This is a genomic window from Clostridium swellfunianum, assembly GCF_023656515.1.
Taxonomy (GTDB): domain Bacteria; phylum Bacillota; class Clostridia; order Clostridiales; family Clostridiaceae; genus Clostridium_AT; species Clostridium_AT swellfunianum.
The window spans coordinates 3,273,188-3,297,992 of the sequence record NZ_JAMOFV010000006.1 but is presented as its reverse complement, the minus strand read 5'-3'; the positions used below and the strand labels follow the sequence as shown (position 1 = coordinate 3,297,992).

Genomic DNA, 24,805 nt, shown 5'->3' with positions numbered 1-24,805 from the left:
TTATATATAAGTTAACCCTGAACCAGGATGGCAAATGGTAATGTTTTGTACATGAGGCAATGTTATAATAGTTTCATATACTTTAAGTTCATCCTGAGGCATGCAAAGCACCTTCACATTCGGTCCTGCATCTATAGTAACAAATGCAGAAATACCTTGTGACCTTAGCTCCTGTACCTCCTGGAATACTTCAAATGTACCACTTTGCCAATACAAAATAGGAGGTTCCGCTCCAAGCATAGTTGCATGCATTTTAAGAGCATTTGCCTCTACTACTTTTCCTAGGCTCTCAAAATTTCTAACTCTTATTGCCTCTTTTGCCTTTTCCAAGTCTTTATCTACAGTTTGAAGCCAGCCGTTATAAAAAGGGGAAGTTTCAACTGTACGTTTCATACCATCCCTGCTGGGTACTGCCTTTTGACTAGAAGCTACCATAACCGATAAAATGCTTAAATTCCAATCATGTTCAGGTAAAATTTGAAATGCAACTGAATCCTTACCATCTTCTCTTTCACCCTTCTTCCACTCTACATAACCACCATAAATAGATCGGCATGCTGACCCAGAGCCTTGACGTGCCAGTATTGATAATTCTTTTTCATTTAGTTTCAAATCAAGTGCCTTTGTAGAAGCTGCTGCTAATGCAGCAAAGGCGGAAGCAGAAGAAGCAAAGCCAGCTGCGGTAGGCACTACATTTTCGGAAGAAACAACAGCATGAAAGTTTACACTAGCCAAATTTCTTACATTATCAAGAAATCTTGAAACCTTATTTGAATCAGATTTGTTTGCTTGTTTATTATTAAACCAAAAAATATCCTTATCAAGCTCTTTTCGAAATTCTACGGTTGTTATGGTATAAAATTTATCAAGTGTAATTGACAAACTACTGTTCATTGGCAAAAATAATTTCTCATCACGCTTCCCCCAATACTTGATAAGCGCAATATTTGTATTTGCCTTGGCTGTGGCTTTCATCATCTAGCCCCTCCTATAGTGTAAAGTATTTTCTCTTCCGTAGAAAAATACCAGCACTTAACTGCTCCCGCCCTTTTCAAGTCCTTTGCGATTACCTTAGCATGTTCTAAATTCTCAGCAAGTGCCATTACACACCCTCCAAGGCCCCCCCCAGTCAATTTAGCTCCTAAGGCAGAGGAATCTTTTGCGCTTTCTATCAATTTATCAAGCCCTTTATCACTAACACCAATGTATGTCAGCTCTTTTTGATTACGATCCATTAACTCTCCAAGTAAATACATATCTCCTTTTGAAAGGGCCTCTCTAGCCTTATTAGAAATTTTCTCTATTTCATCTAAGGACTTATACACTTTTTTCGGCTCTATATTATACTTCTTTCTCACATTTTCAACAGCTTTACGCGTATTACCTATCCGTCCAGTATCTGCCACAACAATAAATAAAGGCCCTCCTGCTATAATAGAAACTGCTTTATTACCTTTCTTAAACCATATGGCGCATTCACTGGATTCAGCTACCATATCAATTCCACTTGGATTTCCATGGGCATGCTTTTCAGCAATATTTACAAGCGAAAATAACTGTTTTTTTGAAAGTTCCTGACCATAGAAAGAAAATAATCCTCTTACGATAGCAATAGCTATTGCAGCGCTAGACCCCAATCCTCGACCAATAGGTATTAACGAATCAATTTTAATGCGAAGTCCATAAAAAGGCATCTTTAGATAATCTATTGTTGCTTTGATGCAAGCTGAAATTCCTTGCATTTTTTCTGGGATATTATCAATAGAGCCAGTGTAGAATTCAGATTCAAGTATAATTGGCCCCTCAAATTCTTCAACTATAGATCTTACCTTTAAAGGAAAGGGAATAGCGATAGCTGGCTTTCCATAAACAACTGCATGCTCTCCAAATAGAATCAATTTGCTATGTGCATAGCCAACAGATGCTTTAGTAGAGACTGTATTCATATAGCTTCATCCTTTCTAAGTTCAACAATTAAAAAGTTCCTTAAGTTCTCCTTTAATCCTGTATGGTACAGTTCTTAATTCATTAATGTTTTTCTTACCTAAAAGGAGCATTATAACCTTTGCTTTGAAAATAATATTTTCAAGATATTTCTTAGCACCATCATATCCGCCATCTAAAAGCTCTCTTAAAATCCCTCCGCTAATCCCTATAATTTCTGCTCCTACGCACAAAGCCTTTACAATTTCTTCAGCCTGTCTCATTCCTCCACTGCATATAATATTTATATCATTGCTTACAGACTTACACTCCAGTAGACTAAGAGCAGTTGGTATTCCCCATTCGAATAATTCACTGAACTCAAACTCCTCATTTCTTGCACTCTCAATTTTTATAAAATTAGTGCCTCCGCTTCCGCCTATGTCAATATACTTAACTCCTGCATTCAATAACCTTCTTGTCACATCCTTTGAAATACCAAAACCTATCTCCTTTACTATGATAGGCTTATCTATCTTCTTTACAATATTTTCAATATTGTTTAAAATCCCTTTGAAATTCCTATCTCCTTCGGACATAGTTATTTCCTGAGCAGGATTTAAATGAATCTGAACAGCATCCGCCTGTATCATATCCATTGCTCTACGTACATCTTCCACTCCTGCGAAGGCATTTATATTTGAAATAACAATCCCATCTTTTAATATTTCTCTTACAACTTTAAAGGAAGGTTCATACTCTTTGTCATTCACAGCAATTGCCTGAGATCCAACAGCCATTGGTATATTAAACTCTTTTGCTAATGTTGCAAGGCTGCTATTTATATCTATAGCGCCTTTGAATCCACCTGTCATTGCATTTATCATTATAGGAAAATCTACAGTTTTACCTATAAATCTGTATTTTGTATTTATCTCATTAAAGTCTATCTCTGGAAGAGAGTTATGCTCTAAGTATATGTATTTAAAAAAATTGTCACCTTCAAAATCTCTTTCTAAAAAATGCTTAACATGCTGTTCTTTTCTTAGACTTCTCTCTTGACCTCTTGATTTCTTATCTTCCAACTATGCTTCCACTCCTATTATTTAAAATTATTTCTTCTTATTTGAAGTTTGTGCCATTTTACATACAAATATGCTATCACAATGATACAAATTTGTAAATGATAAATGTTATCACTAAATAATATATAATCCATTCAATTTATGCTGCAGTAATTAACTGGTCTCTCCTTTAAAGCTTGGAAATACACATAATAAACAAGGGTGCCAATATAATCGGCACCCTTGTTTGCTATTATTATTTAGTTCCAAACAGTCTGTCTCCTGCATCACCAAGACCTGGAACAATATATCCCTTCTCGTTTAACTTTTCATCTATAGCTGCTACATATATATCAACGTCTGGATGAGCATCCATAACGGTCTTAATTCCTTCTGGAGCTGATATAAGGCACATAAGTCTGATGTGCTTTGCGCCTCTTTCCTTTAGAGCAGAGATTGCGTCAACAGCTGAACCGCCAGTTGCAAGCATTGGATCTGTTACTATAACATCTCTCTCTCCTATATCTTGTGGGAGCTTGCAGAAGTATTCTACTGGCTTAAGTGTTTCTTCATCTCTATACAGGCCTATATGTCCTACTTTAGCAGCTGGTATAAGTCTTAACATGCCATCAACCATTCCAAGACCTGCTCTAAGTATTGGAACTATTGCAATCTTCTTTCCAGCAAGCATCTTGCATTTTGTAGTACAAATAGGAGTTTGAATTTCTACCTCCTCCAATTGAAGATCACGAGTAACCTCATAAGCCATAAGCATTGCAACTTCTTCAACAAGCTCTCTAAAATCTTTTGAACCAGTGTTTTTATCTCTTATAAACGCTAACTTATGCAGTATTAATGGATGTGCTATTTGTGTAACTTTACTCATTTTTGTTTCCCCCTACTTATTATATTTCTTTTCAATTTGTGATATTTTATCTATTCTTTTTTGATGCCTATCACCTTCAAACTTGGCACCTAAAAAGCTGTCAACTATGTCTAATGCAATACCTACACCTACAATTCGAGCACCTAAAGCCAATATATTAGCATCATTATGCTCTCTGCAAGCATGCGCACTAAAAGTATCGCTGCAAAGCGCTGCTCTGACTCCTGGAACCTTATTTGCTGCAATGCTAATACCTATTCCAGTACCACATACTAAGATTCCAAAATCAAATCTTCTACTCACAACTTCTTCTGCAACCTTTTCAGCAAAGTCTGGATAGTCACAGGACGCCTCTGCATATGTTCCAAAATCCTCAAATTCAATTCCTTTTGCTTGAAGATGTTTTAAAACTTCCTTTTTGAGACTTAGACCAGCATGGTCGCTTCCTACTGCAATTTTCATATACTTATGCCCTCCATTCCTATTAAGCGCAAAAAGTTATAAATGCTCATGCGCCTAATATACTTAAATATTGTGTGATAATTTAAAATTTTTTATTACAAAAAAGGAGACAAAAGCACCTATATGGTACCTTTATCCCCTTTCAATTTAGCAATTAAAAGTAATATACTGTTTTTTAATTCATTAAAAGTTTTATAATAAACGGCACTATCGCCGCCAAAAGGGTCTGCAATATCGCCCTTAATGCCGACATATTCGTTAAGAGAAAAAATCTTATTATTAATTTTAGGAAAGCTAGACAACAATATATCCTTCATGTAAGAAGTCATGGTCAAAATTAAATCTGAATTATCTAACATCTCTTTAGTAATCTGAACTGCTTCTCTAGTTGATATATCAACATTATAATTTTCTTTAACAAGTATAGCTGAATGTTTGGAGGTTTTGCTTCCTTTTACAGCAGCAAGCCCTGCTGAAGAGGACGTTATATTATCTAAAGTACAAAGCTTATTAAATATAGCTTCAGCCATACAGCTTCTGCAAGTGTTACCTGTACAAACGAACAATACCTTCATGTTTTAACCTCCATCTAATCTAAATATCTATTATGTCATAGCCAGCTGACTTTTTCAATCTATTCATAACAGCTGTTCCAAGCCCTGATTCTTCAAAGGCTTCTGCAAGTATTAAATCTACTCCAGCATCATCAAATTTTCTTAATGCTTCAAACAGATTTTTGCCTACGCTACTAATATCTGCTCTGCTTCCAATAGATATTATCATGCCATGTAAATACTTATTCTTTGTTTCTTCGGTAGCAAGTATTCCTACCTTCTTTTTTTCATCTATACTATTTTGCACTATTTCACTAATTTTTTCAATAGTTTTTTGCAATTCTCCTCGAACTATTTTCATTGGGGCTTTTGGAGCATAGTGTCTGTACTTCATTCCTGGTGCCTTAGGTTTAAAATCCCCCTCAATTTTTTTCATAACTGCAGGGTCTATATATATTGAAGAGTCGATTTCTCTAAGCATATCTAGTGTTATTCCTCCTGGTCTTAAAACACAGGGAGGAGTCGAAGTGCAATCAACAATTGTTGATTCAAGACCAACCTCACAGACACCTCCACCTAGTATAAAATCCACTCTTCCACTTAAATCCTCAACACATCTCGAAGCTTCAGTTGGACTTGGTCTTCCTGAAACATTTGCTGAAGGTGCAGCAATAGGCACACCTGCTGAAGCAATTAGCTCTTTTGCAATGACATTTGAAGGCATTCTTATACCTACAGTTGAAAGCCCTGCTGTTGTTGTTTCTGGTACTACCCCGGACTTTTCTATAAGTAGCGTAAGTGGACCAGGCCAGAATTTCTTCATTAGCTTTTGTGCAATTTCAGGAATTTCTTTAACTAAAAACTCTATATTAAAATCTGCCACATGAACAATCAATGGATTATCCTGTGGTCTACCCTTTGCAATAAATATCTTCTTTACTGCTTCCTCATCTAATGCATTTGCTCCTAGACCATATACAGTTTCTGTTGGAAATGCCACAAGGCCGCCTTCTCTTATAACTTTTCCTGCTTCTTCAATTGTATTTTTATCCAAGTTGTTTTCTTCAACCATAACTACTTTTGTATTCATCTTAAGTTCTCCCCTTGTATTAAATAAACAATAATTCTTTTATTGCAGTTATATATTTTTAATATGTACTACTTATATCAATTTGACCATTACAAGTCCAACCATTATCCCTGCAACTGCACCTATGCTGCTAGTTACTCCGTCCCAAAGCTTTGAGGACTCAGGCAGCATCTCACCGCAAACAACATACATCATTATGCCTGAAGCAAATGCAAGGCAAGCCCCAAGAATATTATGTGATACGCTTCCTATAAATGCTCCTATCCAAGAGCCAATGGCAGTTGGAAAAGCTGTTAAGAAAGCATATAAAAGTATTTTTGAAACCTTAACATTCGATGCCATAAGCGGAGCAGAAACTGCAATCCCCTCTGGTATGTCATGAATTGCTATTATAAGGCTCATTTTAAGTCCAAGGCTTTGACCTGCTACAAAACCTGCCCCCATTATTATACCTTCAGGAAGGTTATGAAGCATTAGCCCTAAAGCTGCCATGAAAGCCACCTTTAAATGCTTATTCTTTCCAAAATTACTGTTGCTTAGATTAAGCTTAGCATCAATTAAAACGATTGTTATAATGCCAAGTAAGCAGCATATCAATGTCCCAATAAAACTCCAGCTCTCCATAGCCTCCGGAATTAAATCAAAAACTACTATAGAAAGCATGAGTCCACCTGCAAAACCTATAGTAGTACCAAGCAGCCTGTTCGAAGGTTTTTTAATAGTAACGCCCATGGAAGCTCCTATCATAGTTCCAATTAGGGATACAGTACTTCCCAGCAGCACAATCATTAGTATGTTAGATTTATCCACGCTATCACCCCATTTTCATAAATTAACTCTATATATTGTATTTATGGAAATAGGTGTGAAGAACTTAAAATCTCCTATACTCTTTTATTTTTTCCACAGTTTCCTCAGTATAATAAGCTTTTACACAATTTCTATAGATCATATCAAGCAGTCTGTACTTGTGATAATATCCTTTTTTAACAACTAGGTAAAAATAATTACTTTCTGGATTGAGTTTTTTAATTTTATAATAGTGATGCGAAACGTATTGATATTTTTTTAAAAATTCCTCATTAACTTCATCAATTTTCTTATTTCTAAACCTTGAAGTCATAAGTATTATTATACTCATATCTGGTCCATATCCTTCGGCATGCACTAGAGCTACTTTATCGCAAATTATATTAAACCCTTCTCCAAATCTTTTTAATTTAAGCTTTATCTTATAGTCATCAGAACTGTAGCTTATATAATTGCTGCTTATAGTAGCTAAAATCGCTGTTAAAATTAGAAGCTCTATTATTCCTAAATATATCATAAAAAATAAATTATACCTTCTAGTGAGAAACACAACTAAAGGCATAGTAAAAAAAATAAAGCCAAGAAAGAACAAAAACCTTTTATGAGATTTTTCTTGCTTTCTTATGGCTTTATTTATATCCATAGTTCACCTCTATAAAACTATAAATTAGTCGTTATTATTGCCCATAGCTTCCATCTTTTTAGCTTGATCTTCTGTTATAAGAGCATCAAGCATTTCCTCAATATCTCCATCTAAGAAGGAGTCTAACTTATAAAGTGTAAGACCTATTCTATGGTCAGTTACTCTACCTTGAGGATAATTATAGGTTCTGATTCTTTCACTTCTGTCTCCAGTTCCAACCTGACTCTTTCTATCTTCAGCTATTCCTGCACTTCTTTCAGCCTGAGCTATTTCATAAAGTCTTGAAGCAAGAACTTTCATTGCTTTTTCCTTGTTTTTAAGCTGTGACTTTTCATCCTGACAGGAAACAACTATGCCTGATGGCATATGTGTAATTCTTACAGCAGAGTCTGTTGTATTAACTGACTGTCCACCGTGTCCTGAAGAACGGAAAACATCTATTCTTAAATCATTTGGATTTATGTTAACTTCAACCTCATCAACTTCTGGAAGTACTGCAACAGTAGCAGTTGATGTATGAATTCTTCCGCTAGCCTCGGTGTCTGGAACTCTTTGCACTCTGTGAACTCCACTTTCATACTTAAGCTTGCTGTAAGCAGACTGTCCACGAACCATAAATACAACTTCCTTGACCCCACCAATGTCAGTTTCGTTTAAACTCATAAGCTCAACTTTCCATCTGTGTCTCTCTGCATATCTTGTGTACATTCTAAACAGGTTTGATGCAAATAAAGCTGCTTCATCTCCACCTGCTCCACCTCTTATTTCAATAAATACGTTTTTATCGTCATTAGGATCCTTTGGCAGAAGAAGTATTCTTAACTCTTGTCTATAATCTTCTTCCTTCTGAGTTAATTCCTTGATTTCATCTTGAACCATTTCACGTAATTCTGAATCTAATTCTTCGTTAAGCATTTCCTTGTTAGCTTCAATATCTTCAACAGTCTTCTTATATTCTCTATACTTATTAACCATTACTTCTAAATCTGCATGTTCCTTGCAAAGCTTTTGCCATTCCTTTTGATCAGCCATTACTGAAGGATCGCTTATTTTTCTTGAAAGTTCCTCATATTTGTTTTCAATGAAGTTTAATCTATCTAACATTATATAATCACTCCAAATTCTATTTTCACAATTTACTATTATAACACATACGACATAATTTGCGAAGAATTTTTTTCAATAGATTGAGTTATAGTTCGCTCTTCCAATAACAACTCTGTCGTGTCCTGCTAAATCTTTTACCACTCTTACATTAGTATATCCACTCTCAAGAAGAATCTTACTAACCTCTTCACCTTGGTCGTATCCTATCTCGTAAGCTAAAACTCCACTAGATTTTAAAACCTTCAAGCTCTGTTCCGTTATTTTTCTATAGAAATCAAGTCCGTCCTCACCGCCCCAGAGAGCAATATATGGTTCGTAGTCTTTAACATCATCCATAAGCGTTGGAATTACATCAGTTCTTATATAAGGCGGATTTGAAACTATCATATCAAACTGAAGTTTTTCTTCTAAGGCAAAGGTTAAAAGATCACTATGGATAAATTTCACGTTACTCTTAAGGTCTAATCTTTCAATATTTTTCAAAGTCACCTTTTCAGCTATCTCAGAAATATCACAGCAATAAATCTTTGCAAAATCCATAACCTTAGCAATAGATAAACCAATGGCCCCACTTCCGCAGCAAACATCGCATATATCAGTAAAATTATTCACCTTAATTTCATTAATAACTTCTTCCACCAAAATTTCAGTGTCAGGTCGTGGAATCAGTACCCCTTCCGTAACATAAAAATCCAAGCCCATAAATTCTGCTTTTTCTATTATATACTTTATAGGCATTTTAGCCTTTCTTCTCTTTACAAGTTCAAAGTATTTTTCTGCCTTTTCCTCATCAACTTCAAGCTCCCTATTCATAATTATTGACATTCTATCTAAATTCAAAACCTTGCCTAAGATAATCTGACAGTCTAGCATATAACTTTCAATATTTTGCTCTTTTAAGCTTTCGTAACCTTTAGCTAGCAGTTGTTGTACCTTCAATATTATCAACCTCAATTTTCCCTTCCACTTTTGTCTCTTCTATGCCTTCCGCTGCCTTTAGCGCTGCAATGGCAACCTCTAATTGGCTTAAATCCGGTTCTTTTGTTGTGAGTTTTTGAAGCATAAGCCCAGGATAAGCTAATACAGCCGCAAGTTTGCTCTTTCCCTTGCCCATCCAGCGTATTATTTCATAAGTCACTCCAGAAACCACAGGAAGTAAAATAATTCTATACATTATTCTCTCCCATAAGGAGTTCCAACCTGTTAAAGAAAATAAAATTATACTCACTATCATAACTAAAAACAAGAAGTTAGTTCCGCATCTTGGATGAAGTCTTCCAAACCTTTTAGCATTTTCTGGAGTAAGCTCTACATTATTCTCGTAGCAAAATATAGTTTTATGTTCTGCTCCGTGATATTCATAAACTCTCTTAATATCTTCAAGCTTACCTATTAGGTAAATGTATAAAAGAAATAAACTAACTCTAATTATACCCTCAATTATATTAAGCAATACAGCATTCATCTCAAAAGCTTTCTTAAAAAAGTTGGCAGCAAAAGTTGGAAGCAAAAAGAACAATAAAACAGAAAATCCTAAAGATAAAACTAACGAAATTCCTGCTAATATATCATTGCTCTTTTCTTTAAACTTGTTTTCAAACCATTTGTCAAACTTGGATGCCTCTCCTTCCTCTTCAAAGAAGGAGGCTGAATAATTTAAAGTCTTAATACCAACTATGAGGGAATCTATAAGAGACACAAACCCTCTTATAACAGGTAACCCCAAAGCCTTGTACTTCTTTGTAATAGGAATTACATTGGATTTATCTATAACTATTTCACCATCGGATTTCCTGACAGCAGTAGCAACTCCACTGCTTCCCCTCATCATTACACCTTCAATAACAGCCTGCCCGCCAACACTAGTCTTTTTACTCATATTTGCCCCCCTTGCCTTATTAACGCATGAAGACTAATAATCTTCATTTATCTTGTATTTCTTAATAGTATATAAAATCGCCAACTTCTATACTATCTAATTATAATTGCGATCTCTTTCATATTCCTTTTTATATTTTAAAAAACATTTTGGACATAGGGCATGATATTCTATATTATCTTCCTTATCTATTGCAACCTGCTTACCCTCAAAGACAAATTTGCCGTTAACCATTCTTCCATTCATCATAGCCTTGTTGCCACACTCACAAATGTTCTTAAGTTCCTCTATGCTGTGAGCTAAAAGAAGAAGTCTTGAACTTCCTTCAAAACCATTTCCCTGAAAATCTGTCCTAAGACCATAGCATATAGCAGGTATATCCATTAAAACAGCAATTTCAAAAAACTGGTCTATATGTTTTTTCTTAAAGAATTGCACCTCATCAACCAAAATACAATCCACTTTTCCATTACGCTCTATCCAGTTCTCAACTTCATCATATACATTTTGTTCCTCAGCTATCAGCAAGTCCACTTCTTTAGTGACCCCAAGTCTTGAAACAACTTTATTTCCACCCTTTGTATCTGTCTTAGGTTTTATAATAATAACTTTCATTCCTCTTTCTTCATAGTTATGTGCAACCTGCAGTAGGTTTGTTGATTTTCCACAGTTCATCGCACCATATCTGAAATATAGCTTGCTCATGTCCCTTCTCCTTTGCAAATGAAATACATGAGTCTATTTTAACAGACCTTGAGTGTTTATTAAAGATAATAATTTAATCTTATCACTCCTAAATGCATTCTACTGAAATTACAAACATATAAAAATATAACAAGTTAAATTGCTGCGTTTCCGAGTAAAATCACTCGTCTTTTATTGACGATACCTATTATTTATGTTATAATCTACTGGTTAAGAATATGGAAATATTCAATAAGCTAAAGAGGTGAAAAAAATGAGAGAAGGCATACATCCAAATTACAACCATGATGCTGTTGTTAAGTGTGCATGTGGAAATACTTTTACAACTGGTTCAGTTAAACAGGAACTTAAAGTTGAAATATGCTCAAAGTGCCACCCATTCTATACTGGAAAACAAAAAATCATGGATGTTGGCGGAAGAGTTGAAAAGTTCAGAAAGAAATTCAACCTTACAGAAGAATAAAAAAATTAATGGGAAAGATATTATCTTTCCCATTTTTCTTTTCCATTGTCTTTACTTAAAATATCAAGCTTTATAAACATTTCCATGAATTCATCATTGCTCTTAGTTTTAGACATTAGAGCTATAAGCTTTTCAGTTACAGTCTCAGTAGCGTTGCCGCTGTACATAACCTTTCTTATATTGAAAGCAACCTCCTGCTCTTTTTGAGTAAGCAGCAAATCTTCTCTTCTTGTTCCGGATTTGTAGATATCGATAGCTGGGAATATTCTTCTTTCCTGAAGCTTTCTATCTAGATGAACTTCCATGTTTCCTGTTCCCTTAAACTCCTCAAATACCATGTCATCCATTCTACTGCCTGTGTCTACAAGCGCTGTAGCAAGAATAGTTAAACTTCCACCCTCTTCAATATTTCTAGCTGCACCAAAAAACTTTTTAGGATTTATTAAAGCACCCGGATCAAGTCCTCCTGAAAGAGTTCTACCTGTTGGTGTTATTGTAAGGTTATAAGCTCTTGAAAGCCTTGTCAAGCTGTCTAGAAGTATAACAACGTCCTGCCCCTGCTCCACCATTCTCTTGGCTCTTTCAAGTACCATTTCGGCTACCTTTGCGTGATGATCTGGCTCCTCGTCAAAAGTTGAGTAAATAACCTCTCCTTTTATTGAACGCTGCATATCTGTAACTTCTTCTGGTCTTTCATCTATTAATAAAACTATTAATTTAACTTCTGGATGATTTCTTGCTATACTGTTGGCAACTTTTTTAAGAAGTGTTGTTTTACCTGCTTTTGGAGGTGCCACAATGATTCCTCTTTGTCCTTTTCCTATAGGTGAGATTATATCCATAAGTCTTGAGGATAGATCTAGGGAAGTAGTTTCAAGCTTAAGTCTTTCTTCTGGATATATTGGAGTTAGAGTTTCGAAACGCTTTCTTCCAACTGCTCTTTCTGGGTTTTCTCCATTCACGCTCTGAACGTACAAGAGCGCCTTAAACTTTTCGCCTTCCTTTGGAGTTCTAACCTTTCCTTCAACCATATCCCCAGTTCTTAAATTGAATCTTCTTATTTGGGATGGAGATATATAAATATCATTTGGTCCTGAAAGATAATTGTCCCCTCTTAAAAATCCGAAGTTATTTTCTATAACTTCTAGGACACCTCTTGCAGTATCCGATTCGTCAATTAGCTCTCTAAGCCTTTCTCTCTTTTGTTCATAAGTTATTGTTTCTGCTTCAGGCTCAGCTTTAACCTCAACAGCTTCAGCAATCGGTTTAGTTTCAATAACTGGTTCTTCTACCTTTTTGGGTGTTATCTTTTCTCTTAAAATCACACCATCTTTTTCAATAGACACTGGCGAAAGCTTTTTTATTTCATCAATAAGCTCTGCTTTTTTAAATTTAGATATGTTTTTAACACCCAACTCCTTAGCCATTTCTCTAAGTTCAGTCAGGGTCATACTTTCATAGTCATTGTTAAGCAAACAACGCACCTCCATAATATTAAGCTATATATATCAAACTTTGGGAATTCAATTTAGAATAAATAAAGAATTTAATTGAAGAGTGATACTTTATTAATTATATACCATTTTATTTTTTTAATCCATATATTTCATAAATTAAAAATGCATGTTTCAAAACGAACAAAAAGAGTGAATAGAATTCACTCATATCATCGCTGCTAGATTCTTATTAACGTCCCTAAAACTTTTTATTCTTTGATGAACCTTTACTTGATTACCCATAAAAAACAGCGGCATGCCGAGATTCTCACAACCTCCTATAACCATGTCTCTTTTAAGCAAATCATTTACATTGTAACTGTAGCTATGGTTTTCACCGCATAGGGGACACCTTAATTTAAAGCTAAGTTCTTTATTTCTATTAGAATACATCTCTATGCTGGGAAAATCCTTTGTAACTTTATCCATCTCAAATAACGATAAATCTTTTATTTCATATTGACCAAATGTATTCTTTAATGCAAAACTAACTTCTGTATTAAGCAGCATTTCTCTCCCCCCTTCGGAATTACCAAACCAGATATTACATACATAATTATTTTTCTATACTTAGTAATTCTATGAGTTTTAATAAAATCCTGCAAAAACTATGACATTTTTTGTCCGATAACAATAATTTAATTCGACACAACATCCATATTAAGTAAAAATAAATAAAGAAGCAAGTCATATCCATAATATAAATACAACTCGCTTCTTTATTATTCTTTATTATTCTTTATTATTAATAGCTGCTTTTATAAACTCTCTAAATAATGCATGCGGCCTGTTTGGTCTTGATTTCAATTCAGGATGAAATTGAACTCCAACAAACCACGGATGATCCTTAACTTCAACTATTTCAACTAATCGTCCATCCGGGCTTGTTCCGGCAATTATAAAGCCAGCTTCCGTTAGCTGTCTTCGATATTCATTGTTATATTCGTATCTATGCCTGTGTCTTTCATAAATAAGTTCTTCGCCATATGCTGCTGCCGAGAAAGTACCCTTTGAAAGCTTGCAAGGATATAAACCAAGCCTCATAGTTCCTCCCATTTCATCTATATCCTTCTGTTCTGGCATAAGATCTATAACTGGGTAATTAGTTTCTGGATCTATTTCAAAGCTATGTGCATCCTTATAGCCTGCCACATTTCTAGCAAACTCAATAACAGCGCACTGCATTCCAAGACAGATTCCAAGGAAAGGCACCTTATTTTCACGAGCATATCTTATAGCTTCAATCTTTCCCTCTACTCCTCTATCTCCAAAACCTCCAGGAACCAAAATTCCATCTACATTAGATAAAAAAGCTTCCACATTGGTTTCGTTAATCTCCACAGAGTTAATCCATTTAATATTAACCGACGCATCACTGTGAAGCCCACCGTGATTTAGTGCTTCTACAACAGAAATATAAGCATCATGTAGTTCTACATATTTTCCGACTAATGCAATATTCACAGTCCTAGATAAATTCTTCAATTTGTTAACCATAGCTGTCCACTCACTATTATCAATAGAGCTGCAGTTTAAGTGAAGCTTTTTGCAAACCAAAACATCTAAACCCTCCTCATGAAGCATAAGTGGCACTTCATAAAGATTCTCCGCATCAAGATTTTGTATAACTGATTTTCCTTCAAGGTTGCAGAACAAACCTATTTTTCCTTTTAAATCCTCAGATAATGGTTTTTCAGAACGGCATACTATAATGTCAGGCTGAATGCCAATACTCCTTAGCTCCTTAACTGAGTGCTGGGTTGGTTTAGTTTTTAGTTCCCCAGCCTTCCCTAAGTATGGTACAAGAGTCACATGTATAAAACATACGTTTTCCTCTCCCACTTCATACTTTATTTGCCTAATAGCTTCTAAAAATGGCTGTGATTCGATATCCCCAACTGTTCCACCTATTTCAGTAATAACCACATCAACATCTCTTTCCTTAGAAACTCTGTAAACTCTGGTCTTTATTTCATTTGTTATATGAGGTATAACTTGAACGGTTCCTCCAAGATACTCCCCTTTTCTTTCCTTTGATATTACAGACCAATAAATCTTTCCAGTAGTTACATTGCTGTTTTTGCTCAAGTTTTCATCGATAAACCTTTCATAGTGACCTAAGTCTAAGTCCGTTTCAGCACCATCATCTGTTACGAACACCTCGCCATGCTGGTAAGGACTCATAGTTCCTGGGTCAACGTTCAAATATGGGTCAAACTTTTGAATAGAAACTTTTAATCCTCTGTTTTTTAGTAGTCTTCCTAATGATGCTGCTGTAATGCCCTTTCCTAGTGAAGAAACAACTCCGCCTGTTACAAATATGTATTTAGTATTCTTGCTCATATTTTTTCTCCTTACGTATTGACAAAATACAAAAACCCTATTAAAATAGAAATTACCCTCTAAATAAAATGGGCTTATTGTTTGTAAAAATACTTAAATATAATAGCATAAGTTTTAAAATTATGCTATAGCTTTATTATTTTTTGTTATTTTCTTATTTTTCATTCTATTACTTTTTCAATTATTCCTTCGGCCTCAAAATACATGTCCCTGAATTCCTTATTTATAAAAAACTTTTCTTCAGCTTTCTTCATGTTATAACTAATAGATTTTTTACTGTCTATAGAAAAGTCTCTGTTAAGCACATCCATATCTGTACATCTATATTTTTTTAAAAGCAAAAATAATAAATATTTACTTTCTCTATCTTTTAAAATTTTAAACAATTCCTCATGGCTTATTCCCTTTATACTGCATATTACATCTAATATTGTTGCATATTTATCTTCTTTTTTAAAAAACTTGTCCATAATGCACCTCTTATAACTATACTTATTATGATTATGGACACTTACATACAACTTAAATCAGTTTTAAAAAATAAAATGAGGGTTTTTAATCCTCATTTTATTTTTAGTCTCTTCATTTTGCTCTGCAAAGTTTGTCTTGGAATTTTAAGAAGTTCTGCAGCCCTAGTAACGTTATTTACGCTTATACATAATGCTTCTAAAATATACTCCTTTTCTGCATCTTTAAGCTTGTCTTTTAAAGATTTCTGCTTAATAGATTTCTTAAATCCTGCTTCAGATAAATCTTTTAGCTTTATAACTCCTTCATGCTTTAAATTAAAAATTCCTTCTATTACATGTTCTAACTCTCTTATATTTCCATCCCAATCATATAATATAAGTTTTTCCAGGGCTTTATCTTCAATCCCTTTTATTTGTACTCCAAAGCTTTTATTAAATTTATCAATAAAACACTCTACTAAAGCAGGGATGTCTTCTTTTCGCTCTCTAAGAGGAGGTAAGTCTATTCTTACTACATTTAATCTATAGTATAAATCGTTTCTTATCTTTCCTTCCTTAACAATTATTTCAGGCTTCTCATTGAAAGAAGTTATAATTCTTGTATTTACCTGACTCGAATCAACGCTTCCAACTCTTCTTATTATTTTTTCCTGTAGGGTTCTAAGTATTTTACCTTGAAGCTCAAGGGGCATTGAATTCAACTCATCTAAATAGAGTGTTCCCAGGTCTGCAAGCTCAAATAGGCCTTTTCTATCATCTGCACCTGTGAAACTTCCTTTTGTTGTTCCAAAAAGTATAGCCTCTAAAAGGCTACTTGGGATCGCAGCACAATTTTGAGCAATAAAAGGCTGCTTGTTTCTATTAGAATTATTATGTATTGCTTGTACAAATAATTCTTTGCCCGTTCCTGTTTCTCCATATATAAGAATAGGAGAAGAGGTTTTAGATGCCTTAACCGCCTTCTCCTTACAGCTTTCTATCTTTTTGCTATTTCCAATTATATCTTCAAAGGTATATTTCGCAGTTCCACAAATTCTCATACCACTATCCTAGTAAATTAATTATATTACTAATTTATGCTTTAATATTTACCTTAAGTACAGTATTTTGAGGTTCTTGTCCTGATATCGCCAAGTTATACTTTATCTCTACTTCTCCACCATCGTCATCTAAATCGACTTTCAAATCTTTAGTTTCAAGCTTTAACTCAAGCATCCCATAAGGTGTATCATACATACTGATTTCATTAGAGTTTTTCCTAAATTTCATCTCAGCATTTGTAGTTCCCACCCTTGTTAGAAGGAAATCATTAGGAGATATTTTTAGCGTAGTCTTAGTTCCTTCCATTCCAGAAAGTTTTGTTTCATCATATACAGCAAAATAACAATTTTCTTCTCTATAGTATTCTCCCGGAGTAACAACTTCAATAGCACTGTCATCGGTGCCAGCTTGCTTGCTGACTACAGTGATAATTGCCTTTTTCTTCATAATCCTCACTCCAAACTTTCATCTATTTTATCCATTGTTTCTATCAATAGCAAGTCCTATGAGTTCATCGATTAAATTTGAATAAGCTTTTCCAGATGCTTGCCACATTTTTGGGTACATGCTTATCTTTGTAAAACCAGGAATAGTGTTTACTTCATTCAAATAAACTTCTTGAGTATCTTTATCAACCAAAAAATCCACTCTAGCCATACCAGCACAATCTAATGCTCTATAAACCTTAACAGCTTCATCTTTTATAGCTTCCAGCTTCTCATTGCTCAAAGCAGCTGGTATCAAAAGCTTCGATGCCTCATTTTGATATTTAGCTTCGTAATCATAGAATTCCTTAGCTGGTATTATTTCACCAGGTACTGCAGCCTTAGGATAGTCATTTCCAAGCACTGCAACTTCTACTTCCCTTGCATTTATTCCTCTTTCCACCAAAATCTTCCTGTCATATTTTAGTGCTTCTGTAAGTCCAGCTATAAGTTCTTGAGTACTGTGAGCTTTAGTAATACCAACAGATGAGCCGCTGTTAGAAGGCTTAATAAACATTGGATAAGGTAGCTTCTTTTCGATTTTATCTATTATTTGTTTGTAATCTTCTTTATATTCATAGGCATTTACTACCACATACTCCGCTTGCTTTACGCCAAATCTTTCTAGCAAATATTTTGTATAAATCTTGTCCATACACACAGCAGAAGACATAACTCCAGGACCAACACATGGAAGATTTAATAGCTTGCACAAGCCTTGAATTGTTCCATCCTCTCCATAAAGCCCATGAAGCACTGGGAAAACTGCATCAACTTCTTTATTAAACAAAAACTTTTGCCCTTCAGGTGTTTTATAAAATTCGTCTATTTCCCATTCTCCACTTTCTATCTTGTCAATTGCTCCAGTATATTCAAACCATTTCCCGTCTTTAGTTATACCAATTGGGTAAACATCATATTTAGCTACGTCGATATTTCTAAGTACAGATGCTGCTGAAACTCTAGAAACCTCATGCTCTGTAGACTGACCTCCAAATAGCACTGCAACCTTTTTCTTCATAGTAACTCGCTCCTTAAATTAATTCGTTTCATTCATTATTATATCACTTAATTTAATAATTGTGCATAAGCAATAAATGAAAAAATCCCCTGTTAGGGGATTTTCATTACATTGTCATTTCGCCGTTTGGAGTGTTTATTATTTGAAGTATTCTCTGCTCAAAGCCTGTTTGTGCATTTATGTACACCATATATTTATCTTCTTTATATTCTCCTGCAAATTCATAGCACAAAACTTCCTTATTACTTTCGGTTGGAATTAATGTTAGCCTAACTGATTTTACATTTAGTCTCTTGCTTATTTTTGTTTGTGCATCAGCCTGAGAAATCTTTGCAGGCTCTATTTTTCTATTTTCATCATGAGCTACCAGAAACTTTTCCGATTCTACTCCGGTTATGCTTCCATCATCTAAAGCAATTTTTAGCTTTATTTGATCCGGATAAATTACAACATTATTTTGTTTAAATACATAATTTATAACAGCTGTATTATCATACCTTAAACTATAGGTAGAAATCATATTTTTATAACCTAGATTTTCAAGATACTTTATACCTGTTTCTATTGCTTTATCCATTTCCATAGTTGAGGTATTAACTAACCTATTATCTAATAGATATACTATTTTTCCACCATTCTTGCTTACTTCACAGATAACTACACTTTCATGAGCTTCCCTTCCTTTTAATGTAACATTAAATCTATAAGAAGGAACTCGTGTTTTGCCATCATTAGGAAGATTATCAACTTTAGCAATTCTATCTTTGCCCACAGCTTTGTTCACCGTTTCAAGTGCTTCGTTTAAAGATACTTCCTTCTGTCCTAATATTTTAGGCTTTATATCTAATACATTATCTGAAAAAGGTCCATCGTATATAAGTGATGGATATTGAGCAACCTGCTTTTGTATTGAAGCAAATTGGGTAGCAATGGATTCTTCATTTCCTTTAGCAAATACACCACTAGCCTTCTGTCTTATTTCACCCCATCTAACTCTTCCCTCATTTATTTCAGATAAAGCTCCATTTAAATCATTTTGAAGTGCAAAGGCATTTGTTTTCAGTCTGTCTATTGTGTTATACTCATCTTCAGTTAAATCCCTGCCTTCGGTTGAGGCTCTCACGAGACTATAGCAAAAATCTCCAACTTGTGTGATAAATTTACTTGTATTATCAATGTTCTGCTGTGGTATTGGTAGAGAGTGCAGTTTATCGTTAGCTGTAGCGCTGTGTCTGAAAATTTCTTGGAAAGTGACTATTTTCTGCTCTCGTGTACCAGTAACAGCTGCTTTTCCTAGATTTAGCCTAATGTTATCGATTGAAGTTATGAGTTCATACATACTCTTGCTGTACTCTCCCTGAAGATAATTTCTATAATCATTTCTTTCCAAGGTCATCAAAACGGCAAATGTGGTTGAGAAAACCACTATCAGGGTAACAGCTATTGTATATATTATTCTTTTTCTACTCATTTTCATGCGCAATATCCCTCCAGCAATGGGAAACCTAAACTGGTATTTTCCCACAATTTTCTTTACATAGTATTTGTAGTTATATTTTTTATTATTCACTTTAAAAATTTAAAAACTCGGCATACTCCTGCCGAGTTTAATTATTTATTAAGCAGTTTATCAATTAATTCTACAACTTTAAACTTAACCACTATTTTACTGTCATCTTCTATTTTATCCTTAGTATTATCAAGAGCTTTATATTCTTCTTCAGAAAGAACTTTTTTCATAGACTTTTCTGTTTCCGTATAAGATACCTCTCCCTTGCTTATATCAATGAAGCATAGCGGAGGGAACATAACGCACCACCAGTTTTGACCAGCTGCGCTGCCAATTAATATTCTGTAAGCCTCATAATCACCTTGAGGAAGCGTTATGTTTCCATAGGTCTTAACAGGAAAAGTTTGCTTGGATAATTCAGTTTCTACAACATAGTTGTAACCATTTTTTTTAACAACTTCTTGAGCTATTTTTCTAATAGCCTCGTCATTAGATTTTAGTATTGTTCTGGACTCCTCAATTGACTTTGAATTTTTAAGCTTTGGAGATATATACTCTAACACCTTATCTCTAATTTTAAGCTTTAAAGCCTGATCCTGAGCGCTATCACTGTTTGCTATAACATGAAATCTTATTAATTTATTTGAAATAGAAGTTTGCACAGATTCATTTTTACCTTTTATTGAATAACCATTTGTAAACAGCATAGTTATAATGCCTAAACAGATAAATCCACAAATTACTTTTTTCATAGTTTTTCCCCCAATAAATAATATCTGTCTAGTATTATTACCATATTTTTACACATTATTCATTTATATAAAAACTTTATCTAATAACCCCAATTCTTCTAATCTTAGTATCTACAGTTACATTAATATCAGAATTTTTATAGGCTTCTTCCCAATTATCTTTTACCTGTTTCCAAATACTAGGCTTTCTCTGCTCTAAATATTCTCTAAGACCAATTGGGTCAACTGCAAACTCATTCTGAAGCATTCTTGCTATTACATTGCATTCTTCTGATATAGATTTGCTAAAATCTGTTTCTAACGACTTTAATATTTCTTTAGAAAATACATCTTTATCCTTATAATAACTTCTAAGCTGGCCTTCAAGCCTGATATTCATATCAAACTTAAGCTTATTTTTATCTCCACTTACCTTAACTTCCCTGCTTATATCTTCTATATTTATATCTACAGGATGACCTTCCTTATATATTACTCTCTTTCCTCCCCGAATTTTACCCCTCATAATTTCAAGATTAGCAACTTCTATCGGGGTTAGATAGCCTTTTAAAGAATAATTTTTAACTACAGCTAAGCCTGATAATGTTATTTCATTTTTTTCTTTCTCAATGCTTATTTTAGGTATTATAGCATTACCATTTTGAGCTAATAAAATAATCATCTCGTTTAACGTTACAGGAAGTATGGTTGCATTTCTCTTGCTGCTCTCCATAAGTCCGCTTAAATAATACTCAATGTTTTTTTCCATAGGAGCTTTAAACTTTACATAGTCTTCTGCTTTTCCCTGCGCAACTACTACATTCATCATTTTATTTAAATTTGGGTGCCTTTCAAAGTAATCTAATATCTCCTTAAAAGTATCAGGATCCTCAAGCACACTACTGCTCAAGACGATAAGTTTTGTTTGCCCTAAATGTATGCTTCTACTGCTTCTGCTTGTAGCTTCTAATATCCCATCTTCCATTGAAGCAGCATTTACATTTATAAACTGATCCTTTGCAGTACCAGCTTTCCCAGGTCCTAATTCACTTATATCTGGAAAGCCATATATTATATTAAGCTTTTTTTGCTGCACTCTTCCTTGGAAGGGTTCATTAGGCATAATCTTTTGAGCATCCTTTTGTTTTTCTTTTCCTGCTTCACTGCCCAGATCAATTCCAATAACTGATACAAATATTTTTCTATCGATTTCTATCTTATCCCAACAGCCACTAAGAAGTAGGCAGCAGAGTGCTAATGAAAGTATCTTTTTAAGCCTCATTCTTCTTTCTCCCCCTTCCTTTATAACGATTCGTAAATATCAATACCAAAGGGAGTACAAAAAAGCTGAAGATTGATAAAATAGGAATAAGCTTCCCTGATGCATCATAGACTTCAGCAATATTTTGAGGATACATCGCTATAATATAAATAACAGGTGACATTATAAGTGAGGAAAGCTTTATATCATGTAGATGAAAAGCTTCTTTTACTATATCTCCCGAAAAATAATACATATTTACGAAGGTGGTAAAATAGAACAACACCCAAAGGGACATAACTAAACCTTCCCATCGTTCTATAAAAGCTCCTGGAATCACTATAGCTCTAATAAGTGTTATTGTTGGCCACAAAAGTTCCTTTGTATGATCCTTACCAAAAAACATCAAGCAGAGAATAGTTACTACTGCATAAAATAGGGTTATAAAAATAATGCTTTTAGAAAATGTTTTTTTTAAGCCTTCTCTTTCTTTCATAAATGGCAGTACTAAATATGCTATCTCGAATCCCCCAAAAGCATAGGTAGCAGTAGCAAGAGATTTTATGTACTGTTTTGGACTTGATTGTAAAAGCGGAAGTACATTATTGATAGTTCCTCCCCTTGTTGCAAATATTAATATAAAAATCATTGGTATAAACATTGCAAAAAATGCGATTTCATTAAATTTCACTAAAGCTGATACTTCACCTCTAACTAGATATAAACCTGTAAAAATCATTACTACCAGTATAAATTCTGTTGGGGTTTGTTCTAAAAGATACATTTTCAAAACTTCAGCAAAAACTCTCATGCCTGAGGCAACTGAGAAAATTAAGTATGCACTAATTATAAAAGCAAATACCTTTCCTATAAACTTTCCCAGATTATCTTCAAGCATTACATAAAAAGTTGAATAATTATTTTTTGTCACAACTCTATATATTAAAGCTAATAAAAAATAACATATAATCCCTGCAAGTATAGTGACAAACCAGCCGTCTGTTCCAACTTCATTAGCCATTCTGCTTGGGTAGGAGAAAACTCCCACGCCAATAACAGAAACAACTATGGTGGCAAACAAACCATACTTGCCTACAAATCCTCTATTATTCATAAGCTGCTCTCTCCTCTATTCCTGTCTTATCTTATCCTCTGGTTCCATGAACTCAGGTCTATTCTTAAAGTGCTTCAAAGGCATTCTTACAAACATATCTTTAAAATCCTTCTTATGCGGATGAACTAATGGAGATAAATATGGTATTCCAAAGCTTTTAAGCTTGACGAGATGAATAAGTATAATAATTAGCCCTAAAGCTATTCCATAAAGTCCTATAATAGAAGCAGCGATTATCAGAAAAAATCTCGAAATTCTTAATGCTGAGCTTACTTCATAATTTGGTGTTATAAAGCTTGCTATTGCTGTAATTGAAACTATTATAATCATAATTGGGCTGACAATACCTGCACTAACTGCTGCCTGGCCTATGATTAAACCGCCTACTATACCAATAGTGGAACCAACAGCTTTGGGCAATCTTACAACAGCCTCAATCAAAAATGCCAAGGCTACCTCCATAATGAAGGTTTCAACAAAAGCAGGAAATGGCACACCCTCTCTTGAAGCTGCGATAGAATACGCAAGTTTTGTTGGTATTATGGATGTATGAAAGGAAGTTACAGCCACATAAACTGCTGGCATAATAAGACCTATAAATATACCAACAAACCTGATTAGCCTAAGCATTGATGCATTAATCCATCTTTGATAATAGTCGTCAGGAGTTTGAAAAAGAGCTGGAAAAGTAGCAGGGACTATTATTGCAAAAGGCGAATTATCAACAAGTACAGCTACTCTTCCTTCATATAATGCAGCAGAAACCACGTCAGGCCTTTCTGTGCTCTGCATCTGAGGAAATGGCGACCAGCTGTCGTCTTCAATAAGCTGCTCTACATATCCGCTGTCTAATACTGCATCAATATTTATATTTTCAATTCTGCTCTTTAAATTATCCAGCACATCTTTATTTACAATGTCATCTATGTACATTATTGCACAATCTGTTTTAGATCTCACTCCAAGCGATTTAGGTTCAATCTTAAGTCTTGTATCTCGAATCCTTCTTCTTATCAAGGCAGTATTAAATCGTATTGTTTCAGTAAACCCATCTCTTCCGCCTCTAATAACAGTTTCTCCTGAAGGCTCAGCTACACCTCTTGCAGGCCAAAAACGTGTTGCAACAACAAACACTGCTGGTATGCCTTCAATAAGGAGCATTGTATCTCCTGAAAGCATAGCATTCACAGCTTCACTAAGCTTTAATACTTCTCTCATATCAGAAACAGTTAGTATCTTGTCTTTGATCTGCATTACATTATCTACTTGCTGATTTTCAAGCATTAAAGACTCCAAAACATAATTATTTATCAATATCTTGTCAGCCATACCATCTATGTAAATTACTGCAGCATTCCAGTTTGCAATATTAAATTGCCTGTATACAATATCTGAAGTATCCTTAAATAGCTCCTTTAAATATGAAATATTTTCATCCACCTTAGGAGTTATTAAGTCTCTTATTATTTCTTTCAAAACCTTCACTTCCTTTATCCATTGTAGATTTCAAACTAAGTCAGCATTCTCAAAAAAAATAATCCTACACCTAAAATGATTGAACCTATCCCAAGAATTCTTGCCTTTTTAGCAGTATCCCCCATATTGCTTTTTTTGAAATATGAAACGTCAATAAATCCAACTATTATGCCTTGAACTACCATTAATATTAAAAAATATTTTGTAAACAAGCCAATGATGAGCATTGAAATCATTCCTTTCAGCAGTGTCATCTCAATCAAAGATATTT

The 24,805-nt window shown here is 34.3% G+C and carries 27 protein-coding genes; 1 reads left to right on the top strand and 26 read right to left on the bottom strand.

Annotated elements, in window-relative coordinates:
• From mvaD to NBE98_RS15470, 13 genes are all read right to left on the bottom strand, one after another.
• Positions 1–978 carry a diphosphomevalonate decarboxylase gene (gene mvaD, locus NBE98_RS15530; RefSeq protein ID WP_250815925.1) on the bottom strand — a complete coding sequence of 326 codons (978 nt, stop codon included), beginning with the start codon at positions 976–978 and terminating at the stop codon, positions 1–3.
• Complete coding sequence (mvk, locus tag NBE98_RS15525) at positions 975–1,946, bottom strand: mevalonate kinase (protein ID WP_250815924.1); 972 nt, start codon at positions 1,944–1,946, stop codon at positions 975–977. The genes mvaD and mvk overlap by 4 nt, the downstream gene beginning before the upstream one ends.
• A 21-nt stretch (positions 1,947–1,967) precedes the next feature.
• Positions 1,968–3,008: a type 2 isopentenyl-diphosphate Delta-isomerase gene (gene fni / locus NBE98_RS15520; RefSeq protein WP_250815923.1), complete on the bottom strand. Its 1,041-nt coding sequence runs from the start codon at positions 3,006–3,008 to the stop codon at positions 1,968–1,970.
• A gap of 235 nt (positions 3,009–3,243) precedes the next feature.
• Entirely contained in the window at positions 3,244–3,873 is a 630-nt protein-coding gene (gene upp / locus NBE98_RS15515) for a uracil phosphoribosyltransferase (protein WP_250815922.1), read from the bottom strand.
• Positions 3,874–3,885: 12 nt separating this feature from the next.
• Entirely contained in the window at positions 3,886–4,335 is a 450-nt protein-coding gene (gene rpiB, locus NBE98_RS15510) for a ribose 5-phosphate isomerase B (protein ID WP_250815921.1), read from the bottom strand.
• A 119-nt stretch (positions 4,336–4,454) separates the two neighbouring features.
• Positions 4,455–4,910, bottom strand: coding sequence for a low molecular weight protein arginine phosphatase (locus tag NBE98_RS15505; RefSeq protein ID WP_250815920.1), 456 nt, complete (start codon positions 4,908–4,910; stop codon positions 4,455–4,457).
• Between the two features lie 19 nt (positions 4,911–4,929).
• Positions 4,930–5,979, bottom strand: a complete 1,050-nt coding sequence (locus NBE98_RS15500) for an L-threonylcarbamoyladenylate synthase (RefSeq protein ID WP_250815919.1) — start codon at positions 5,977–5,979, stop codon at positions 4,930–4,932.
• A 72-nt stretch (positions 5,980–6,051) separates the two neighbouring features.
• Positions 6,052–6,768, bottom strand: a complete 717-nt coding sequence (locus NBE98_RS15495) for a ZIP family metal transporter (RefSeq protein ID WP_250817599.1) — start codon at positions 6,766–6,768, stop codon at positions 6,052–6,054.
• A gap of 85 nt (positions 6,769–6,853) precedes the next feature.
• Positions 6,854–7,432 carry a hypothetical protein gene (locus NBE98_RS15490; RefSeq protein ID WP_250815918.1) on the bottom strand — a complete coding sequence of 193 codons (579 nt, stop codon included), beginning with the start codon at positions 7,430–7,432 and terminating at the stop codon, positions 6,854–6,856.
• 24 nt (positions 7,433–7,456) lie between these two features.
• Positions 7,457–8,539 carry a peptide chain release factor 1 gene (gene prfA, locus NBE98_RS15485; protein WP_250817597.1) on the bottom strand — a complete coding sequence of 361 codons (1,083 nt, stop codon included), beginning with the start codon at positions 8,537–8,539 and terminating at the stop codon, positions 7,457–7,459.
• Between the two features lie 72 nt (positions 8,540–8,611).
• A complete protein-coding gene (gene prmC, locus NBE98_RS15480) occupies positions 8,612–9,478 on the bottom strand; it encodes a peptide chain release factor N(5)-glutamine methyltransferase (protein ID WP_250815917.1) in 867 nt (288 codons plus the stop codon).
• A complete protein-coding gene (locus tag NBE98_RS15475) occupies positions 9,453–10,418 on the bottom strand; it encodes a DUF1385 domain-containing protein (protein WP_250815916.1) in 966 nt (321 codons plus the stop codon). The genes prmC and NBE98_RS15475 overlap by 26 nt, the downstream gene beginning before the upstream one ends.
• 96 nt (positions 10,419–10,514) lie before the next feature.
• Positions 10,515–11,123, bottom strand: coding sequence for a thymidine kinase (locus tag NBE98_RS15470; protein WP_250815915.1), 609 nt, complete (start codon positions 11,121–11,123; stop codon positions 10,515–10,517).
• Between the two features lie 253 nt (positions 11,124–11,376).
• Here NBE98_RS15470 and rpmE point away from each other — a divergent pair, with 253 nt between their 5' ends.
• Positions 11,377–11,586 (top strand): 50S ribosomal protein L31, encoded by a 210-nt coding sequence (rpmE, locus tag NBE98_RS15465; RefSeq protein WP_250815914.1) that lies wholly within the window; start codon positions 11,377–11,379, stop codon positions 11,584–11,586.
• A gap of 20 nt (positions 11,587–11,606) precedes the next feature.
• Here the strand turns inward: rpmE and rho are convergent, their stop codons facing one another.
• The 13 genes from rho to NBE98_RS15400 all read right to left on the bottom strand — a co-directional run bounded on the left by rho (position 11,607) and on the right by NBE98_RS15400 (position 24,788).
• The gene (gene rho / locus NBE98_RS15460; RefSeq protein ID WP_250815913.1) at positions 11,607–13,061 is read right to left on the bottom strand and encodes a transcription termination factor Rho; all 1,455 of its coding nucleotides are present in this window, start codon (positions 13,059–13,061) and stop codon (positions 11,607–11,609) included.
• A gap of 186 nt (positions 13,062–13,247) precedes the next feature.
• Positions 13,248–13,592 carry a hypothetical protein gene (locus tag NBE98_RS15455; RefSeq protein ID WP_250815912.1) on the bottom strand — a complete coding sequence of 115 codons (345 nt, stop codon included), beginning with the start codon at positions 13,590–13,592 and terminating at the stop codon, positions 13,248–13,250.
• 222 nt (positions 13,593–13,814) lie between these two features.
• Positions 13,815–15,425, bottom strand: a complete 1,611-nt coding sequence (gene pyrG, locus NBE98_RS15450; protein WP_250815911.1) for a CTP synthase — start codon at positions 15,423–15,425, stop codon at positions 13,815–13,817.
• 161 nt (positions 15,426–15,586) lie between these two features.
• The gene (locus tag NBE98_RS15445; RefSeq protein ID WP_250815910.1) at positions 15,587–15,895 is read right to left on the bottom strand and encodes a ribose-5-phosphate isomerase; all 309 of its coding nucleotides are present in this window, start codon (positions 15,893–15,895) and stop codon (positions 15,587–15,589) included.
• 92 nt (positions 15,896–15,987) lie between these two features.
• Positions 15,988–16,935 carry a sigma-54 interaction domain-containing protein gene (locus NBE98_RS15440; RefSeq protein ID WP_250815909.1) on the bottom strand — a complete coding sequence of 316 codons (948 nt, stop codon included), beginning with the start codon at positions 16,933–16,935 and terminating at the stop codon, positions 15,988–15,990.
• Between the two features lie 34 nt (positions 16,936–16,969).
• Positions 16,970–17,383 carry a YwiB family protein gene (locus NBE98_RS15435; RefSeq protein WP_250815908.1) on the bottom strand — a complete coding sequence of 138 codons (414 nt, stop codon included), beginning with the start codon at positions 17,381–17,383 and terminating at the stop codon, positions 16,970–16,972.
• Positions 17,384–17,410: 27 nt separating this feature from the next.
• Positions 17,411–18,442: a D-alanine--D-alanine ligase family protein gene (locus NBE98_RS15430; protein WP_250815907.1), complete on the bottom strand. Its 1,032-nt coding sequence runs from the start codon at positions 18,440–18,442 to the stop codon at positions 17,411–17,413.
• Between the two features lie 106 nt (positions 18,443–18,548).
• Complete coding sequence (ypeB, locus tag NBE98_RS15425) at positions 18,549–19,919, bottom strand: germination protein YpeB (RefSeq protein ID WP_250815906.1); 1,371 nt, start codon at positions 19,917–19,919, stop codon at positions 18,549–18,551.
• A gap of 134 nt (positions 19,920–20,053) precedes the next feature.
• Positions 20,054–20,704 carry a stage II sporulation protein R gene (spoIIR, locus tag NBE98_RS15420; protein WP_250815905.1) on the bottom strand — a complete coding sequence of 217 codons (651 nt, stop codon included), beginning with the start codon at positions 20,702–20,704 and terminating at the stop codon, positions 20,054–20,056.
• A gap of 76 nt (positions 20,705–20,780) precedes the next feature.
• A complete protein-coding gene (locus tag NBE98_RS15415; protein WP_250815904.1) occupies positions 20,781–21,965 on the bottom strand; it encodes a Ger(x)C family spore germination protein in 1,185 nt (394 codons plus the stop codon).
• Positions 21,955–23,058: a GerAB/ArcD/ProY family transporter gene (locus NBE98_RS15410; RefSeq protein ID WP_250815903.1), complete on the bottom strand. Its 1,104-nt coding sequence runs from the start codon at positions 23,056–23,058 to the stop codon at positions 21,955–21,957. Before NBE98_RS15410 ends, NBE98_RS15415 begins: the two co-directional genes overlap by 11 nt.
• A gap of 15 nt (positions 23,059–23,073) precedes the next feature.
• Entirely contained in the window at positions 23,074–24,534 is a 1,461-nt protein-coding gene (locus tag NBE98_RS15405; RefSeq protein WP_250815902.1) for a spore germination protein, read from the bottom strand.
• Between the two features lie 35 nt (positions 24,535–24,569).
• Positions 24,570–24,788: a CLC_0170 family protein gene (locus tag NBE98_RS15400; protein WP_349305989.1), complete on the bottom strand. Its 219-nt coding sequence runs from the start codon at positions 24,786–24,788 to the stop codon at positions 24,570–24,572.
• Between the last annotated feature and the right edge of the window lie 17 nt (positions 24,789–24,805).

Bases quoted from the DNA above. Each gene is read 5' to 3' on its own strand.
- mvaD (WP_250815925.1), bottom strand. From the start codon at position 978: ATGATGAAAGCCACAGCCAAGGCAAATACAAATATTGCGCTTATCAAG.
- mvk (WP_250815924.1), bottom strand. From the start codon at position 1,946: ATGAATACAGTCTCTACTAAAGCATCTGTTGGCTATGCACATAGCAAA.
- upp (WP_250815922.1), bottom strand. From the start codon at position 3,873: ATGAGTAAAGTTACACAAATAGCACATCCATTAATACTGCATAAGTTA.
- rpiB (WP_250815921.1), bottom strand. From the start codon at position 4,335: ATGAAAATTGCAGTAGGAAGCGACCATGCTGGTCTAAGTCTCAAAAAG.
- NBE98_RS15505 (WP_250815920.1), bottom strand. From the start codon at position 4,910: ATGAAGGTATTGTTCGTTTGTACAGGTAACACTTGCAGAAGCTGTATG.
- NBE98_RS15500 (WP_250815919.1), bottom strand. From the start codon at position 5,979: ATGAATACAAAAGTAGTTATGGTTGAAGAAAACAACTTGGATAAAAAT.
- NBE98_RS15495 (WP_250817599.1), bottom strand. From the start codon at position 6,768: ATGATTGTGCTGCTGGGAAGTACTGTATCCCTAATTGGAACTATGATA.
- NBE98_RS15490 (WP_250815918.1), bottom strand. From the start codon at position 7,432: ATGGATATAAATAAAGCCATAAGAAAGCAAGAAAAATCTCATAAAAGG.
- NBE98_RS15475 (WP_250815916.1), bottom strand. From the start codon at position 10,418: ATGAGTAAAAAGACTAGTGTTGGCGGGCAGGCTGTTATTGAAGGTGTA.
- NBE98_RS15470 (WP_250815915.1), bottom strand. From the start codon at position 11,123: ATGAGCAAGCTATATTTCAGATATGGTGCGATGAACTGTGGAAAATCA.
- rpmE (WP_250815914.1), top strand. From the start codon at position 11,377: ATGAGAGAAGGCATACATCCAAATTACAACCATGATGCTGTTGTTAAG.
- NBE98_RS15455 (WP_250815912.1), bottom strand. From the start codon at position 13,592: ATGCTGCTTAATACAGAAGTTAGTTTTGCATTAAAGAATACATTTGGT.
- pyrG (WP_250815911.1), bottom strand. From the start codon at position 15,425: ATGAGCAAGAATACTAAATACATATTTGTAACAGGCGGAGTTGTTTCT.
- NBE98_RS15445 (WP_250815910.1), bottom strand. From the start codon at position 15,895: ATGGACAAGTTTTTTAAAAAAGAAGATAAATATGCAACAATATTAGAT.
- NBE98_RS15440 (WP_250815909.1), bottom strand. From the start codon at position 16,935: ATGAGAATTTGTGGAACTGCGAAATATACCTTTGAAGATATAATTGGA.
- NBE98_RS15435 (WP_250815908.1), bottom strand. From the start codon at position 17,383: ATGAAGAAAAAGGCAATTATCACTGTAGTCAGCAAGCAAGCTGGCACC.
- NBE98_RS15430 (WP_250815907.1), bottom strand. From the start codon at position 18,442: ATGAAGAAAAAGGTTGCAGTGCTATTTGGAGGTCAGTCTACAGAGCAT.
- ypeB (WP_250815906.1), bottom strand. From the start codon at position 19,919: ATGAAAATGAGTAGAAAAAGAATAATATATACAATAGCTGTTACCCTG.
- spoIIR (WP_250815905.1), bottom strand. From the start codon at position 20,704: ATGAAAAAAGTAATTTGTGGATTTATCTGTTTAGGCATTATAACTATG.
- NBE98_RS15415 (WP_250815904.1), bottom strand. From the start codon at position 21,965: ATGAGGCTTAAAAAGATACTTTCATTAGCACTCTGCTGCCTACTTCTT.
- NBE98_RS15410 (WP_250815903.1), bottom strand. From the start codon at position 23,058: ATGAATAATAGAGGATTTGTAGGCAAGTATGGTTTGTTTGCCACCATA.
- NBE98_RS15400 (WP_349305989.1), bottom strand. From the start codon at position 24,788: ATGACACTGCTGAAAGGAATGATTTCAATGCTCATCATTGGCTTGTTT.